Here is an 18,919-nt window from a genome sequence, read left to right on the forward strand (position 1 = left end):
AGATATCTATATATAGTAGTTATTAATTTCTCAAATACTATACATAGCAACTTAAAATAAAAATATTATAGTACTTGACAAATTATAAAAATTACAGTATAATATATACTGTAAAAAATAAAGGAGGGATAATATGGATTTAGATTTTATCTCATTTGAAACATTTGGTATATTTATAAAAGACGGTTTTTATCCATTACTAGATGGTTATGGTAGTAGTGGAATGTTAGAACTAATAAAATTTGATCCATCTGATGAGTATCCTGAAGTTTATTATAGTGAAGCCAAAAAAGAGGAATATCCTTTTCTTGATTTTAATGTAGAGCCATATGAAGTTACAACCCCTCCAAAGATTTTAGATGATGGAACAGAAGCAATAACGATGTATAAAGTATATAAAACCAATAATGAAAGAGTTTATGTAAGAGAGTTATATAGAAGGATTAAGAGACTAAAAAATGGGGAAGTGAAAATTATAGAACAATATTATGATGAAGGAGATGTAATTGTATTAGAGAATGAGGAAAAAAAGGTATTTGTTATGCATAAAGGTTCATTTGGTATTGATTTAAATTTAGATGATGATGACAATGTAGTAGAAGTTAGTGATGTATATCAATATCCTGATAAAGAAAAGAGGTGGGGCGATGAAAAAGATTAAATTAAAGGAAATATCAAATATTTTTTTATCACCTCAGGTAGAAGAAACACCTGAGGGCAATCTTAATTATATAAAACTTTCATCAATAACAAAAAACAAAATAGAGATAGAAAAACTGTCAAAAGCTGTGTATAATAAAAATAGAAACATAGAAAAATATCTCTTAAAGAAAAACGACATAATCTTCAGCGCAAAAGGTTCAAATATCTTTGCTGTCCATATTGATAAAGACATTCCAAATCTCATTTCTGCACAATTCTTTTTTAATATTAGAATCAATTCTGATAAAATACTTCCAGAATTTCTCACAATAATATTAAACAATGAATATGCAAAAAGATATTTTGAAGAAAGACGTGTTGGTAAGATAATTAAAGTTATTAAGAAAAAAACACTTGAAGATTTTGAATTAACATTACCCCCGCTTGAAATACAAAAGCAAATAATAGAAATTGTAAAAAACTTTGAAAAAGAAAAAGAATTAAAACTAAAAAGCCTCCTGCTAAAAGAAGAGCTAATAGACAAAACAATATTCTTAAAAGTATGGAGTGATTTAAATGTATAAAACAATAGCGGAAATACTGAAAAATATATGGCAACATTCGGATTCAAAAAATCTGGAATTAATCCAGACACAAACGCATTTAATAGCATTTTATAAATTCCTATACGACTTAAAAACAGAAAAAGATTACATAACTCAAAAACATGAATTAATTGAAAAAACAGAAAATATAGAAATTTCACTCTTAAACTCGGAAAACTTTTTTGAACAGATAAAAAAACAACTATCCTTTATTGAAAATGCAGAAAATATTCCAGATATTCCCGATGAATCAAGAACAAAAGTATTTAGATTATTAAACAATCTTGATTTTTCAAAAAATATATTAAGAGGAACATATAATGAAATTATAAATACATTCCTTGATACGTTAAATACGCTTCCAGAAAGAAATTTGCAAAGGAATATAAGAAACAATGAAAATGAGGACTTGCATATATTCATAAGTATAAAACTCAAAGAACTAAAAAAAGCATTAGCAGAAACAATTACATCTAATGAGAATGTTCACATCACAAATCCTTATTTAACAGGAATTTTACCGGAAAAAATTTCAATTTTATATAACCCAGAAACCGCTGAAAAAAAGATAATCTTTGAAATATACAAATACCTTATTCAGGCTAATGAAATTAAATCAGAAAAAATAAATACAGAAATAGATTTTATTTCCTTATTCAATAAAAAATGCGAAAAAGAAATAAAATTAAATACCAAAAAAATACTTATCTTTGACTCGGAAAATTGTGCAAAACGATTCCACGAAAACAACAGTCAATACTCAAAAAACATTGAAAAAATGATAAAAATAAATGGCAAAAATGAATTATACATCTATCTAATAAACCCAAATAAAAAAACAGAAAATATAATAATAATCAATACAAACCAATCAGGAAAAACAGATAAAATAGAAATAAAAGAAAAAGAAGTTATAAACCATAACTTCTCTTTTGATATTCAAAACTATCAATTCACAAACGAAAAAATAAAAGAAGATATCGAAAAAATAAAAATACTCCTTGAAACAGAATACTCAGAAAAAAAACAAAAAGAAATAGGTCTAAAAACGCTGGAGTTATTATCAGAGTTATATAAAGAATAATTATTTTAAAAAGATAAAAAATTACGAAACAGAAATAAAAAGCTGTGAAATATAAAAAATAATAAAAGTTGATATTGTTTTATAGTTAAACTTAGATGTTGGAATGTTATAGGATGAAATTTATATAAAAATATGGTATAATTTTTTAGGATTTTTGAATATACTATTTTTGAAAACAAATTTATGAAGGAGGAAATTATGATTAACGAAGAAAATATTTTTGAACAAAATCTTCCGGATAATATTTATATTTTAAAAAAGTATTTCCCTCAATGTTTTGATAAAGAAGGTAATTTTAATTTAGAAAAGTTTAAAGAAGAAATAAAAATAAATGAAATTAACTTATCAAAAGAGAGTTACAGTCTTGAATGGCTTGGAAAAAGTTATGCGAGAGTATTAACTCATGAGCCTGTTAGAACTTTTATAAAAGAAGATGAAGAATTTAATTCGAAAGAAGAAAATAGAAAATCACAAAATCTTCTTATAAAAGGTGATAATTTAGAAGTATTAAAACATCTTTTAAATGCATATAGAGAAAAAATAAAAATGATATATATCGATCCACCGTATAATACAGGAAAAGATGATTTTGTATATCAGGATGACAGAAAATTTTCAAAGGAAGAATTGTCTAAATTAGCAGGAATTTCTGAAGAAAAAGCAAAAAGAATTTTGGATTTTGTAAATAGTAAAAGTAATTCACATTCTGCATGGCTTACTTTTATGTATCCAAGACTTTACATAGCTAGGCAATTTTTGAGAGAAGATGGAGTTATTTTTGTGAGTATTGATGATAATGAAGTTGCACAACTAAAAATTTTAATGGATGAAATTTTTGGGGAAGAAAATTTTATTGCATTGTTATCCGTTGAAAACAATCCTAAAGGTAGAAAAAATTCTAATTTTGTTTCAATTTCAAATGATTATTGTTTAATTTATGCAAAAAATAAAGGTGAAAGTTATTTTATAGAAAATCTTCCTAAATTAAAAACAGAATTAAAAGTGGATGAATTTGGAAGATACTATACTCATGGAAAAAGAGTTATTGTTGGTGAGAGTTCAAATAAAGAAGTGTCAGTTAATTCTGATAAACATTATACGGTTTATTACAATGAAAGCGAGAAAAAAATTGTTATAAAAAAAGAAGAAAATATTAATACTATAGATGTAAAATTGATACAACAGGGATATAAAAGATATATCTCAACAAAAAATGGCAAATTTATAGAAAATACATATACATCTTCAAAATTTAAAGAATTATTTGAAACCAATTCTTTAATTTTTAAAGAGAATTCTATTTATGAGAAAGATTTTAATACTTTTATTAGAATAAAAAGTATTTTAAAAAATACTGATGAAATTGATTTAAAAACAGAAACTGCAGGAACATATCTTAATAATCTTTTTGGAATACCAAATGGCAAAGATAAAAAAATTTTTGATAATCCTAAAAATCCTTCTTTCATTAAGTTATTAATTACGCTTTTTGAAGAAAAAGATTTTCTTATTTTAGACTTCTTTTCCGGTTCTGGAACGACAGGCGATGCAGTAATGCAACTAAATGCAGAAGATGGGGGTAATAGAAAATATATTTTGGTTCAATTACCAGAGCCGATTGAGGAAAAGAAAAACAAAACTGCTTATGATTTTGTAAAAAATGAACTTAAGGTAGATAATCCTACTATTTTTGATATAACAAAAGAAAGGTTAATTAGAGCAGCTAAAAAAATAAAAGAAGATGTTGAAAATGAATTGAAAAATAAAAAGGAAGAATTAGAAAAAATAATAAACAAAAAAAAGAAAAATAAAAAAGATGAGGAAAAGATAATAATACTCAATGAAGAAATAAATAAATTAGAAAAAAAAGTGAATAATATAAAAAATCAAGATTTAGGATTTAAAATATTTGAAACTATTCCAAATAATGAAGGAAAATGGGAAAGTTATAAAATTAATGCTAAAGAATTTAATCCAAAAATAAAATTATTTGATGAGAATAAGTTAACTAATGATGATTTAAAAACACTTCTTACTACATGGAAACTATATGACGGAATAATTTTAACAGAAGATTTAAAAGAACTTGATCTTGATGGATATAAAAGTTATTACCATCATGAAAAAGGAATTCTTTATCTTATAAATAAGGAATTTAAAACGGAAAATTTAAAAAAATTATTAGAAGAAATAGATGAAAATCCAAACTTTAATCCTTTGAAAATAATAGCATTTGGATATCATTTTGAAAGTAAAGTGTTGAGAGAAATTGCAGAAAATCTAAAAAATTATATCAATAAAAAAGAAAGTGCAGATAATATTGAGTTTATAGTGAGGTATTAAATATGATGAGATTTCATTTTGAAAAAAATTTAGAACATCAAAATCGTGCTGTAGAATCTATTATTAACGTTTTTAAAGGTGTTGAGATAATAGAACCATTTGGAATAGAAAAAGAATATGTTAATCCTATTTTCAATAAAGATACAAATTTTAGTTACGTAAATAATATTGGAAGTATTCAAGAACAAAATGATATTAAAAGAAATGTGAAAGGAAAAAGTAATATTATAGATATTATGATGGAAACGGGAACTGGAAAAACATATACATATACAAAAACTATTTTTGAACTCAATAAGTTATATGGAATTTTTAAATTTATTATAGTTGTTCCAACAATAGCAATTAAAGCTGGAACAATAAATTTTTTAAGATCAGAAAGTGCAAGAGAACATTTTAAAGATCAATATGGAAAAATTATTGAATTACATGTTGTAGCGAGTCAAAAATCTAATAAAAATAAAAAATTATATATGCCACAAGCTGTTAGTAATTTTGTAAATGCTGGAAGATTTGAAAAAGATAAAATACATGTTCTTATTATTAATCTAGGAATGATAAATTCTCCAACTATGAAAAAAAGTTATGATAAAACTTTATTAGATAAATATTCAGTACCATTTGATGCAATTGCTTCAGTAAATCCTTTTATGATTATTGATGAACCACATAAATTCGATAAATCTAATAAAACTTGGAAGAATATTCGAGAAAAAATGAAGCCACAATTCATTTTAAGATTTGGAGCAACTTTTAAGGAATATGAAAATTTAATATATACACTTACAGCAGCAGAAGCATTTAATAGAAATTTGGTAAAAGGGGTTATTGCTCATATTACAGAATTTGAAGATGGGAAAAATGTATTTGTTAGATTTGTAAATTCAAATGGAAAAGAAGCGACATTTGAATTAACCAAAAAAGGTAGTTCAAAAAAAATTTTTAAATTAATAAAAAATGAAAGTCTTGAAAAAATACATCCTGCAATGAAGAATTTAATTATTGAAAAATTAAATGAAAATACTATTATTTTATCTAATGGTTTAGAACTTAAAAAAGGAGATAAAATAAATCCTTATTCCTATGCTGAAAAATTGCAAGAAATAATGATCAAAGAAGCTGTTAAAAATCATTTCAAATTAGAAAAAGAATATCTTACAAGAAATATAAAAATAAAGCCGTTAACTTTATTTTTTATAGATAATATTGATGAATATAGAAATAAAGAAGGTTATATTAGAAAAACACTTGAAAATTATGTTGAAGTAGAAGTAAAAGAATTATTAAAGAAAGAAAAAAATGAATTTTATAGAAATTATCTAAAAAAAACTTTAGAAGATATTTCAAAAACCCATGGTGGATATTTCGCTGCAGATAAAAGGGAAAATGATGAAGTTATCGAAAAAGAAGTAAATGAAATATTACATGATAAACAAGCAATATTAGATTTGGAAAATCCAAGAAGATTTATATTTTCAAAATGGACTTTAAGGGAAGGTTGGGATAACCCTAATGTTTTTCAAATATGTAAATTAAGAAGTAGTGGTTCAGAAATTTCCAAATTACAAGAAGTTGGAAGAGGATTAAGATTGCCTGTGAATCAATATGGTAACAGAGTTAAAAATGAACAATTCTATTTACATTATTTTGTAGATTTTACTGAAAATGATTTTGTGGAAAAGTTAGTTAAAGAAATAAATGATAAATCAGGAGCTATTTCGAGAGAGGATAAACCTGAAAAACTTGATGATGTAATGATTAAAAGAATCTGTAAAATTTATAAAATTAGTGAAGAAGAGTTATTAGAAACTTTAGATAAAAATAATGTTATAACAAGAACTAATAAATTTAAAGAGAATGGATTTGAATATATTAAAAAAAATTATCCTCTTATATTTAATGGAGTTAATTCTAATAAAATAAAAAAAGATACTGAATTCAAGAAAAAAGTAAAAATAAGAGTTGAAAAATATCCATTATTAAAGGAGCTTTGGGAAAAGCTTAATGAAAAGGTTATACTTGAATATAAAATAAAAAATGAAGAACAATTCAAGGAAATATTTTTGGATTTTTTAAAAAAATATGACCCTTTTAAACCAGAAATTTTTCAAGAAAAAATTAAAAAATTAAATTTTGAAAATTATGAAGCAATGGTAAATGAAGAAATTTCAATTTATGGTGAAGAAAATAGTTTTATTCAAACAATGAGTTATGAGGAATTTCTGAAAGAATTATCTAAAAAATTATATATAAATATAAAAACTTTGCATAATGCTTTTGTAGAAGCCGAAATAGAAATGAATAAATATCTTAATCAAACTACAATTAGATTATTCAAACAAAAATTTGATAATTATTTAATGTTTAATGCATTAAATAAATTTAGTATAGAATATCAGAAGGTTACTGGTTCAATTCATCCAACTAAAATTACTAATTCTGATGGGATGGTTAAAAAAGAAATTGATTCCTCTGATATTGGAATTTTCTATTCGGAAGAACAAGTTTCTGATGATTATTTATTTGAAGAATTATTTTATGATTCAGATTTGGAAAGAGAAAATATAAAAAAAGAAATAAAAGAAATAATTGTTTTTACAAAAATTCCTAAAAACTCCATAAAAATACCGATAGCTGGTGGAAAAACATATTCCCCGGATTTTGCATATGTTTTAGATTATGAAAATGGCCAAAAGAAGATGTATTTTATTGTAGAAACAAAGGATACTGATAAAGATAGTTTAAGAGATGAAGAAAGAATAAAAATAAAACATGCAGAGAAATTTTTTGGAGATACTATAAAAATTAAATTTAAAACTCAATTTAAAGATGACGACATAGCAAATTTAATAAAAGAAATTTATAAAGATATTTAATATTGAAACTTAACTATTTTAAAAATTTAGAATTTCCCTTCCGACAAAATTCGGAAGGGCTTTTTATAATTTTAGTATGGTATAATTTTAATATAGCAAAGAAAATCCATAATACTTTTTAAGAGGTGGGGTAAATGAAAAAGAAAATACCATATGGAGAACAAAATTTTGAAAGATTAAGAAAAGATAATTATTATTATATAGATAGAACAGAATATATAGAAAAGTTAGAAAATTTAGATGAAAAATATATAGTATTTTTAAGGCCAAGAAAGTTTGGAAAAACATTGTTTTTAGATACACTTGGAAAATATTATGATATCAATTATAAAAATAAATTTGAAGAATTATTTGGAGATTTATATATCGGCAAAAATCCAACACCATTAAAAAATGAATATTACATATTATATATGGATTTCTCAGGAATACAAACAGAAAACAAGGATATATTAATAAAAAGTTTTAAAAATAATGTAATAGCTTCACTTGTAGATTTCAATAATAGATATAATTTAGAATTAACAATAAAAGAAGAATATAGTGAACCAGCAGATATAATAAGAGCTTTTTTAACTGATACGAAAGATATTTTAGACAAACCAATATATTTATTAATAGATGAATATGATCACTTTGCCAATGAATTATTGAGTTTTAATCTTGACTTGTTTAGAGATAGCGTAACGAAACACGGATTTGTAAGGAAATTCTATGAAGAAATCAAAAAAGGAACAAAAACAATAATAAAAAGAATATTCATGACAGGGGTAAGCCCTATTATGCTTGACTCATTAACCAGTGGATTTAATATTACAATGAATATAACCTTAGAAAAAGAATTTAATAGAATGCTTGGATTTACAAAAGAAGAGGTAATTGAATTATTAAAATATTATGAAATATATTCAGATAAATTACTTAAAGAAATGGAAGAAAATTATAATGGCTATAAGTTCAATCCAGATGCAAAAGAAACAGTATATAACCCTGATATGGTATTTTATTTCATAATAAAATATCAAAGGGGGAAAAAACCACCGGAAAAAATAATAGACGACAACATATTAAGTGATTATAAAAAAGTACAAAACCTATTTGATTTAGGGGAATTACTAGGAGTAGCGATAGAAAATAATAAAGATTTGTCAAAAGAAGAAAGAGAAAAAGAAAGTGCAAAAAGGATAATAGGAGAATTATTAAATGAAATACTATTAACAGGAAAAACAACCTTACCGGAACTCACAACAATATTCAATCCAGGAAAAAGGATAGAAACAAAAGACATAAAATCATTATTATTTTATCTTGGATTTATGACATTTGAAAGAGAAGGAATAAGAACATATTTAAAAATACCAAATTACTCAATGCGAAAGATATTCTCAGATTATTTCACAGAATATATAGAAGAAAAACTAACGGATATAATAGACACCGGTAAAATAGAAGATGCAATAATAAGTCTATTATCAGAAGGAACAATAGAACCATTTGTAAAAGAGATAGAAAATATATTAAAGAAACTGGATAATAGAATATTCATGGGATTTGATGAAAAATATATAAAAATACTCATGTATAGTTATTTAGTATTAACCTCATTAGCAATGGTAAAAATGGAATATCCAGTAGAAGGCGGATATGTAGATATAGCAATATTCAAAAGATATGAAGAAGTGCCATATGAAGCGATAATAGAAATAAAATACATAAAACAGAACGAATATACCGAAAGTAAATTCAAGGAAAAAATCGTTCAGGCGAGAGAACAGATAGAAAGATACAAAAAATCATATGAATTAAATTCAAAAAATGAGAAAATGAAAAAATTCATAATAATCTTTGTTGGGAAAGAAGCTAAGTTGGTTGAAGAGGTGGAATAAAAGAATGTAAAATATAGTAAAAAAAGGGGGGATATTATTAAAGTTAATATAAATGATCTTATTGGAGAAATGGAAATTCAAATGGCGGAAACAACTACATATTATAACAAAAAAAATGGAGAATTTATTATGATTGAAGACGAATATCTTCAAGATGCTGAGGATGATGATTATGATAATATATATTCAAAAGCCGATGAATGGGAAAAGGAACAATTAAAATTGGCAGAGGATATATTAAGTCATCCGGAAAATTATATTCCAATACCATCACAATATGACATTCATGAATATATGATCATGAAAAAGTTTTCTATTTATATGGTTGATGACGAAACTTCTGAAATATTATTAAATGCAATTAGAGGTAGAGGAGCATTTAGAAGATTCAAAAATGAAATTTTTAGATTAGGTCTAAGAGAAAAATGGTTCGATTATAAAACAGAAAAATATAAAGAAATCGCTATAGAATGGTGTGAAAAACACGGAATAGAATATGAGGAATGAAAAATAAAATTTAACATAAAAGTGAATTTGTAAAATGGATAGATTTATATATTCGTGGGAATTTATGTATGTTGGTTATAAACAAATAACAAAAAAATATTTAATTAAAAATTAAAAATCCCCTTCCGACAAAGCACGGAAGGGATTTTTATAATTTTAGTATGGTATAATAACACCGTGGGGGTGAAAGAATGGAAAAATTGAAGAAACTTCCTCTCGGAAAAAGCGATTTTAAAAGTTTAATAAAAAACAATATGTATTTTGTAGATAAAAGTATGCTTATAAAAGATATATTAGAAGGTGGAGATGTAATATTAATCACTCGACCAAGGAGATTTGGAAAAACATTAAACATGAGCATGTTAGAACATTTCTTTTCAATGAAAGAAAACAGTGAGAATTTATTTAAAGATTTAAAAATTTGGAATGAAAAGGAAATAATAGAAAAGTATTTAAATAAATATCCTGTTATATTTATAACCTTTAAAGACACAAAAAAAGATAAATTACTTTCAATGAAAATAGAAGTAAAAGCATTAATAAGAAAGATATATTCAGAACATCTATATTTACTGGAAAGCGATAAATTAAATATACTGGAAAAAAGATATATAAAACAATTGTTAGAATTAGAGGAAATTCCAGGAAAAACAGATGAAGAGAAAGATGCAAAAGAAGATACAATATTTGAATCTTCATTAAAAAATCTAACAGAATTTATTTACAAGCATCATGGTAAAAAGGTAATATTATTAATAGACGAATACGACACACCAATACAACAATCATATCTAAATGGATATTACAATGAATTCATAAACTTCATAGGAAATATGCTTGGAAGCGCATTAAAAGATAATGAGTATTTGGAAAAAGCAGTATTAACAGGAATAACAAGAGTGGCAAAAGAAAGCATATTCACTGGAGTAAATAATCTTCAAGTATCAACAGTATTAAGTGAATTATTCAATGACAAATTCGGAATGACAAAAGAAGAATTACATGAAGCTTTGAAATATTATGGTATGGAATATGAAGAAGAAAAGATAATAGAATGGTATAATGGATTTAATTTTGGAGGATTGGAAATATATAATCCATATTCAATAATGAATTTATTATATGAAAAGAAAATAAAGAATTATTGGATAAACACCAGCGGGAATAAATTAATAAAGGATTTAATAGCAAAAGGAACAGCAGAAATAAAAGCAAAGATGTATGATTTAATAGAAGGTGGAACAGTAACAACAACAATAAATGAAAATTTGGTATATGGAGATTTAAATGTCAATGTAGAAGAAAGTGTATGGACATTATTTCTATTTACTGGATATTTAACCTGGATAGATAAAAAAGGAGATGAAGAAAATCCAGAATATACATTGAGAATAACAAACAAAGAGACAAAAGGCTTCTTTGAAAGAACAGTGGTGAATATATTAGAAGAAAATAGAATAGATTATAAGAGTATAATCTGGTTGCTAACAAATAATAAGAAAAAAAAGTTTGAAGAGGAATTTAAAAAGATAGTAGAAGGAACATTAAGTTATTTTGATGTAAGCGGAGAAGAACCTGAAAGATTTTACCATGGACTTATATTGGGAATGAGTGTGGGGTTACAAAGAGAATATATAATAAAAAGCAATAGAGAATCAGGATACGGAAGAGCAGATTTAATACTGATTCCAAAAGAGAAAAGCAAGCCAGGAATAATATTTGAATTCAAAAAATTAGATATAGACGAAGATAAAAACTTAAAAGAATGTGCAGAAAAAGGAATGAAACAAATAGAAGAAAAGAATTATGAAGCAGAAATCAAGAGTTATGGAATAGAAAAAATAATAAAAGTTGCTATTGCTTTTGATAAGAAAGAGGTTGAGATTGTAATTAAATAAGGATTCTATAAAAGATTTATTATATCCCCCTTCCGACAAAATTCGGAAGGGCTTTTTATAATTTTAGTATGGTATAATTTTAATATAGCAAAAAAAATTCATAATAATCTTTGTTGGAAAAGAAGCTAAGTTTGTTGAGGAAGTGAAATAATAAAATTAATGAAAATCAGGATAATATAAAAAATTCTATAAAAACGGGGGAATGATATGAAAGAGTTGAAGTTAATTAATTTAAATAAAAATCACTTTGATGAAATTGCTGAGTTTATATTGCCTTTATATGAGAAAGATCCTATGAATTTTCTCTTTTTAGGACCTTCTGGTGATTATGTAAAGCAAATTGCAGAAAGTGTTGCAAGAAAAGTTGATAAGACTATCAATAGAGATGCATTTAGGGTTATAAATCAATATGCTGTTGAGATGTTTAGAAGATATGAGCCAACTTCCCTTTTTATAGACAGAGATTTTTTAAAAGCCTATATCGCCAAGGAATTAGAAGATTTAATTGAAAAAGAAAAAAATAATATAGAGTTTAGAAAATATGTAAAAACACTTGCAAAATCAAAACAGGCCATTGAATATTTGCTTGAAATCTTCGAAAAGAAATGGGAAATATCTAGAATTGAAGATGAAAAACTTATTGAAAATCATCCGTTGTATTCAGAAATAGATAAAGATATGGAAAGTGATAATAATCTCTTTAAACTGTATAAACATCTTGAAGAAAAATTAGAAGATATCTTAAATACAACTTTTGACGATTCAAAAAACAATGGGAAAAATTATGATCAGATTAGTATTTATAAATGGTTCTATAAGGAATTGCCTGAAATTGAAAAAAAACTTGGAAAAACACTTGTTATAAGTGGATTTTTTGATATTCCTCCAATATTAAATAAAGTATTAAAAACATTGTTTAATCTGTTTGATAATGTAATCTTTTTTGCGTGGAATCCTATTGATGATGAGTCGTTTGAAAGTCTTGAAAATATTCTTTATTTCCTGAAAAATGAAGGTTTTTCTGGAAATTATAAAAAGGAAAGTTTAAAGGAATTATTTTTAAATACAACTTTTCAAAAGGGCGTGTTTAAGAATACTGTTCTTGAAATTGAAAATATTGCAAAAGAAATAAAAAGAAAAATAATATACGAGAATTATCAACCTGATGATTTCGGAATAATTGTTCCAGATTCACAAACTGCCAATGCATTTGCAGAATTTTTTGAAGAATTAAAGGTTCCATATAGATTAAAAAACGATATGCCACTTTCAGAAAGTGTAATGGTATCTAAATTATTATTGCCATTAAAAACAAAATATTCCGGTTATGAGGTTGAAGATTTGCTTGCATTAATAGAAGCAGGTTATGGCGGAGAACGTTCATTATCAATTGATGAAATAGAATCGCTTTTAAAAACATTAAACCTTTATTATGACTTTCCAAAAGCAACTTTGAAATCGAGAAAAGAAAAGTGGTTGAGCGTTGTTTCAAAGCGTCTTAAAGAAATAGATAAAGAATTAATTGATTCCGATGAAAAAGAAAGATTGGAATTACAGAGAGCCGAATTGGAAGAATTAGAGAAGATACTTGAAACATTGTTTGATTTACTGGAAGAAATAGATAAAAACGATTTTGAGCTTACATATTATAGGGAACTTTTAAATACATGGATTAAAGAAGGAAGAATAAAAGTAGAAAATATTGATAAGGTTGAAAGTGAATTAAATGCATTGTATAAATTTCATGAACTGCTGCTTACATTAGAAAAAAATCTGGAACATTTAATACCTGGAAAAATAAAACTTTCAAAGTTCTATAATATTCTTTCCAGTTTAATAGAAACAGAAAAATACAGAATTTCAGAAAAATATTCCAATACAGTGGAAATATTTTCACTTAATGATTCCAGGTTTGTACATAAAAAGTATAAAATCTTTGTTTCATTTACGGATATGAATTATCCTTCTATACATATAAATCCATTATTATCGTCTATTACAAAAGAAAATAATTACTCAAAAATCTCTGAGTTACAATTCAGAGAAAATATGTTTATCTCAATGCTTTTTGCTGATAATGTGATATTTACATATCCAAAAGCCACATTATCAGGAGAAGAAATCCTTGGTTCCTCATATGAAAAGGATTTTGAAAAATTATTTGAAATTAGAGAGTATCCTTTTGCTATAAAAAGCGAAGAGATTATTCCTGAAAACACGGACGAAATTTATTCTCTCGAACAGGCAGCTTTATATTTTGCATATAATAATTTAGAGTCCGACCTTGATGAAATTAATGAAGTTATTTCAGAAATTGAAAAATTAAAAGAGAAAAGGGATAATTATAATTGGGTGCTGGATACCAAATATCCTATTGGGGATATCAGTCATAATAAGATATCCACATATGTTGATTGCCCATTTAAATATTATCTGAAATATATAGCAAGAATAGGGGCAAATAAGGACTTTTCTATTTTCTATGTAGGTAATTTAAAACATAAGATAATGAAGAAATTATTTGATAAGTATCCAACATATAATTCCATTTATAGCCTTATTGGAGACGAAGAAAAATTATATGAAGAAATTAAAAGTATTGCTTATGAAGAATGGGATAATTCAGGTGTAGATGAATTGAAATCGTATAAGATTGTAAAAGAAGTGGAGATTGAGGATATATCACAGGATTTGATCTTTACGATAAAAAGATTGATAGAGTCTTATATTTACTTTAAAAATTCAAAGATTAAAGACGAACAAAAGAAGAGGGTAAAATACAAAAAAGTATTGAAAAGTGAATTTCCTGTTTCCGGTAAATATGAAAATTATGATCTTTTTGCAAGGATTGATAGAATCGATATTCTTGAAGAAGATGTGATTTTTGATATTGACAAGTCAAAGAATGAATTGATTCCTGTTGGTAAAGAAGAAAAGGAAGCATATTCAATAATAGACTATAAAAATAGTAAAAGTTTCCAAAGTGAACAATTATTATTTTATTATTATATATTATTAAGCAATTCTGATTGGAAAGAAAAATTAAAAGAAAAATCCGTATTTTTGAGCTTCCTTCCAATGAAAGAAAAGGATTTTAATAAAACTGACGCTTTAATATGGATTAAAATAAAAAATGACGATTTGTATATAAAATATTCTGGAAATTCAAATTCATATAATCAAATATCACTAAAAGAATTTGAAAGTTGGTTTAATGAAGTGGTAGATGCCATTAAAAATTCAGAATTTTATCCTGTTTTTATTAATGATGATGAAAAACTAAAATTTAGATTTTTAGATTATTTAAAATCAAAAGGATACAATGTGAGAAATAGTAATGAAAAATATTATACATGTGAAGGTAATGATAATCCTAACGGATTATCAATAAAATGTGAGTATTATTCATTATGTAAGATTATGGGATTGGGAAAATATATTAATTTAAAAAATAGAGATCACTTAAAAGCTAAACGTAAATCTAAATAATGAGGTGAAGAAAATGCCTGAAGTTTTAAATATAGAAGAAATGAAAAAGAATCTTGATAAAAATTATTTTATTTCAGCTTCTGCAGGTACTGGAAAAACATATACTATAACTCAATATTATGTTGCTATACTGGAAAAATACGAAAAGGAAAATAATCCAGATATTGTTCAAAATATTCTTGCTGTTACTTTTACCAATAAAGCGGCTGGAGAAATGAAAGAAAGGATTTTGGAGGAGATTGATAAAAAGTTAGATAAAGGAAAAAATTATAAATACTGGCGTCAAATAAAAACAAATCTCAATAGTGCATGGATAATGACAATAGACAGTTTCTGCTCGAGAATATTGAGAGAAAATAATATAGCGATAGGTGTTGATCCCAATTTTACAATAATCAATGAATTAAGAATGGGAATTGAAATAGAAAAATCTGTCTATAATACATTAAAGATAATATTTTCAATATATGAAGATATTATGGAAGATAAAGAATCAAACATTGAAGAAATTACATTCTTTTTATCGCCTGAACGAAGAGAGACAGTGAAAAAAATTATAAATGAGTTAATTCAAAATAAAGAAAATTTCATTATTGCATTGAAATTTATACTTCAGGAGCTAAAAATCGATACATTTAAGGAAGTTTTATTGGATACATTAAGAAATTGGCGAACTGAAATGAAAATGAGTCAAATTCCTGAATATGATTTACCTAATCCTGATTATAATAAGGTATTATGGCTCTTTAAAAATGCTGTTTTAATAGCGCAGGAAATATATAACTTATATACAGAAGATCAATTTCAATTTGATTTTAAAGGTGTATTAGCCAAAACGTTGGAAACACTTGAAGATGAAAATATAAAAGAAAAGTATCAGCATAAATTTAAATATATAATAGTCGATGAGTATCAGGATACCAATTTCCTTCAAAAAGCATTATTTGATAAGATTCATACAGATGAAAATTATATCTTTTATGTTGGAGACAGGAAACAATCAATATATAGATTTAGAGGTGCAGATGTTTCTGTATTTGCAGTTACAGAAAATGAATTTGAAGAAGATAGCAAATTTCAATTAAGGGTTAATAGACGTTCAAATGCAGAAATTGTTGAGTTTGCCAATGAATTTTCGGAAAAGATGCTGTTTAATGATGAATTACTTGGGGTATATGAAAATGTAAAGAAAACATATGAAAAAATATATAAAAATTTGTTATTTAGTGAAGATAAGGATTATTCTGAATATGAAGTAAAAGACGAAAACGATGTTATTCCTTCAATTTCAAAAGATGGAACAGATAAAAGAAGAATAAAATATGTAACGTACATAAAACCAAAGAAAAATGATAAAAAGTCAGATGAAGAAAAGAATATTGAATATGAAACAATTGCCAGAACTATTCAATCATTAATTGGTAAAAAAATGAAATTTAGAAAAAGAGAAAATGGAAAAATTATTTTTGAAGAAAGAGAAATAAAATATAGCGATATTGCTGTATTATTGAGAGAATTAAAAATTTCAGAAGATAAAATAAGAAAATCATTTAAAAAATATAATATTCCTTTTTATATTCTTGGAAGTAAATCATTTTATGATAAAAACGAAATTCAGACCATATTTTCTGCATTAAATGCCGTTCAAAATCCTCGTAATGACTTCAATTTTTCAGCATATATGATGTCATTAATTGGTGGTATGACATTTGAAAGATTAAATGAGTTCATAGAAATAAAAAAAGGAAATAAGGAAAAATATAGTTCATTATATGAAGTAGTAAGCAATAATAAAGATAAACTATCTCCTGAAGAATTAAAAGCATTTGAAGTTCTGGAAAGATATGTGAAATTAAAATACTATTTAAAACCAACACATATTTTAAAACAATTTATTTCAGAAACAAATTATTTATCAAAATTAACACTGATGTCTGATGCACATTATGCAATAGCAAATGTAAAAAAACTTATCAATGAAGCTGAACAATATAACACACTTGCTGTTTCATTTGCGGAATTAATAAAATTATTAAAAAAGACATCGGAAGTTTCAGAAAGCGAAGCAGCTATAGAAGATGAAAAACAAAATGTTGTAAAAGTATTAACAATCCACAAGTCAAAAGGCCTTGAATTTCCTATTGTAATACTTGGTGGCCTTGGTAAAGAGCTAAATTTAAATTCAGAAGAAGAAACAGGTGAAAATGTCAGTTTAAGTAAGGAAGAAACGGAATTTTCATTGCCAGAAGACAATGTAAGATATTTTATTCTAAAAAAATTATTCCTCAAGACAGTTAAAAATATAGAACTTCCTTTAACAGATAAAGAAAAAATTAATGTGGAACTTGGAGAAGGTTTTTCAAAAAAGTTTGATATTAATAAATTTCTTGAAGATACTGAAGTTTTAAGGTTAATGTATGTTGCAATAACAAGGCCAAAAGAAATGTTAATTCCTATAATTCCTATTGTTCAGGAAAATAAAACAAAAAAGAAAAAAGATGAAAATGATGATGGAAAGTATAAATATGTAGCCGATTTGTTTATGCATTTTCAATACGAAGACAAGCGAGATATTATTGCATTAGAAGAGCTTGAAAATAATGAAATATCTGTAAATGAAGAAGTTTCTGAAAAATCGCGTGATATAAAAGAAAAACAATTAAGCGATTTAACAGGATTTGCATATAAAAAATATATAGCACCAACATATATAATCAATGAATTAAAAAAGGAAGAAACAACAGATGATTTAACAGAAGAAGGATATATAAAAATCACAGCAGATGATTTCTTTTCTGATGAAGAAAGTATATTAAAAGGAACGGAATTACACAATTTAATGGAAAGTGTTGGTAATTTCAGTCAAATATTGAATTTAATCGAAACTGGAGAGCTTCCAGAGGAATTGAATAATGCGTTAATTGAAAGATTATTTTCTGCTAAAAGGTTCAAAACTGAATGGCGACTTGTGAAAAGGTTGTTGATTGATAATAAAGAGTATATGATTTTTGGTGTTCCAGATAGGGTAATATTTGATGAAGAAAATAATATTGAAATTCTGGACTATAAATATTCAGAATTGAACAATTCTGAAAAAATAGAAGATTATAAATTCCAATTGCAATTTTATATGTATCTTTTAAAAGACTTTGGAAATCCGTTAAAAGGATATATTATAAGCTTGAAAAATGGAAAAATAATTGAGGTTGAATACAACAAAAACTTTGAAGAAGAGTTAAAAAAGAAGATATCCATGTTATAATAAAGGAGCCAGAATTTATTGATGATGGAAGATATTTTAAAGTTGTTATTTATAAGATAATAGAAAATAAAGAAGCTTTTGAAAATACAGTGCCGGAAAGTGCCGGAAAATTGCCGGAAAGTGCCGGAAAATTGCCGGAAATAAACGAGGATATATTAAAATTTTTAAATGAACATGGGAAAATCACAAGGAGTGATGTTGAAAAAATCCTTAATATAAAAGAAAGACAGGCGCGTAATATTTTAAAAGAATATGTTGAAAAAGGATTACTTAAAAGAAATGGCAGCGGAAAAAATACATATTATACAATTAATCCCCACTCGTAAT

11 protein-coding genes are annotated in these 18,919 nt (G+C 25.2%); all 11 read left to right on the top strand.

Annotated features, from left to right (window positions below; translation table 11 throughout):
• Nucleotides 1–133 precede the first annotated feature (133 nt).
• The 11 genes from MARPI_RS00810 (at nt 134) to MARPI_RS00860 (ending at nt 18,918) form a co-directional block, all read left to right on the top strand.
• Entirely contained in the window at nt 134–661 is a 528-nt protein-coding gene (locus MARPI_RS00810) for a hypothetical protein (protein ID WP_014295689.1), read from the top strand.
• Nucleotides 648–1,226 (top strand): restriction endonuclease subunit S, encoded by a 579-nt coding sequence (locus tag MARPI_RS00815; protein WP_014295690.1) that lies wholly within the window; start codon nt 648–650, stop codon nt 1,224–1,226. The genes MARPI_RS00810 and MARPI_RS00815 overlap by 14 nt, the downstream gene beginning before the upstream one ends.
• Nucleotides 1,219–2,331 (top strand): hypothetical protein, encoded by a 1,113-nt coding sequence (locus tag MARPI_RS00820; protein WP_014295691.1) that lies wholly within the window; start codon nt 1,219–1,221, stop codon nt 2,329–2,331. Before MARPI_RS00815 ends, MARPI_RS00820 begins: the two co-directional genes overlap by 8 nt.
• A gap of 198 nt (nt 2,332–2,529) precedes the next feature.
• Nucleotides 2,530–4,674: a site-specific DNA-methyltransferase gene (locus tag MARPI_RS00825; protein ID WP_014295692.1), complete on the top strand. Its 2,145-nt coding sequence runs from the start codon at nt 2,530–2,532 to the stop codon at nt 4,672–4,674.
• 2 nt (nt 4,675–4,676) lie between these two features.
• Nucleotides 4,677–7,550, top strand: a complete 2,874-nt coding sequence (locus MARPI_RS00830; protein WP_014295693.1) for a type III restriction-modification system endonuclease — start codon at nt 4,677–4,679, stop codon at nt 7,548–7,550.
• A gap of 134 nt (nt 7,551–7,684) precedes the next feature.
• On the top strand, nt 7,685–9,436 hold the full coding sequence (locus tag MARPI_RS00835; RefSeq protein WP_014295694.1) for an AAA family ATPase: 1,752 nt from the start codon (nt 7,685–7,687) through the stop codon (nt 9,434–9,436).
• Between the two features lie 69 nt (nt 9,437–9,505).
• Nucleotides 9,506–9,943: a UPF0158 family protein gene (locus MARPI_RS00840; protein WP_050899146.1), complete on the top strand. Its 438-nt coding sequence runs from the start codon at nt 9,506–9,508 to the stop codon at nt 9,941–9,943.
• Between the two features lie 191 nt (nt 9,944–10,134).
• Entirely contained in the window at nt 10,135–11,841 is a 1,707-nt protein-coding gene (locus MARPI_RS00845) for an AAA family ATPase (protein WP_014295696.1), read from the top strand.
• A 207-nt stretch (nt 11,842–12,048) separates the two neighbouring features.
• On the top strand, nt 12,049–15,330 hold the full coding sequence (locus MARPI_RS00850) for a PD-(D/E)XK nuclease family protein (RefSeq protein ID WP_014295697.1): 3,282 nt from the start codon (nt 12,049–12,051) through the stop codon (nt 15,328–15,330).
• Nucleotides 15,331–15,343: 13 nt separating this feature from the next.
• Nucleotides 15,344–18,592 (top strand): UvrD-helicase domain-containing protein, encoded by a 3,249-nt coding sequence (locus MARPI_RS00855; RefSeq protein WP_014295698.1) that lies wholly within the window; start codon nt 15,344–15,346, stop codon nt 18,590–18,592.
• 89 nt (nt 18,593–18,681) lie between these two features.
• The gene (locus MARPI_RS00860) at nt 18,682–18,918 is read left to right on the top strand and encodes a Fic family protein (RefSeq protein WP_041638412.1); all 237 of its coding nucleotides are present in this window, start codon (nt 18,682–18,684) and stop codon (nt 18,916–18,918) included.
• Nucleotide 18,919: the final 1 nt, after the last annotated feature.

Source organism: Marinitoga piezophila KA3, assembly GCF_000255135.1.
In the GTDB taxonomy this organism is placed as follows: domain Bacteria; phylum Thermotogota; class Thermotogae; order Petrotogales; family Petrotogaceae; genus Marinitoga; species Marinitoga piezophila.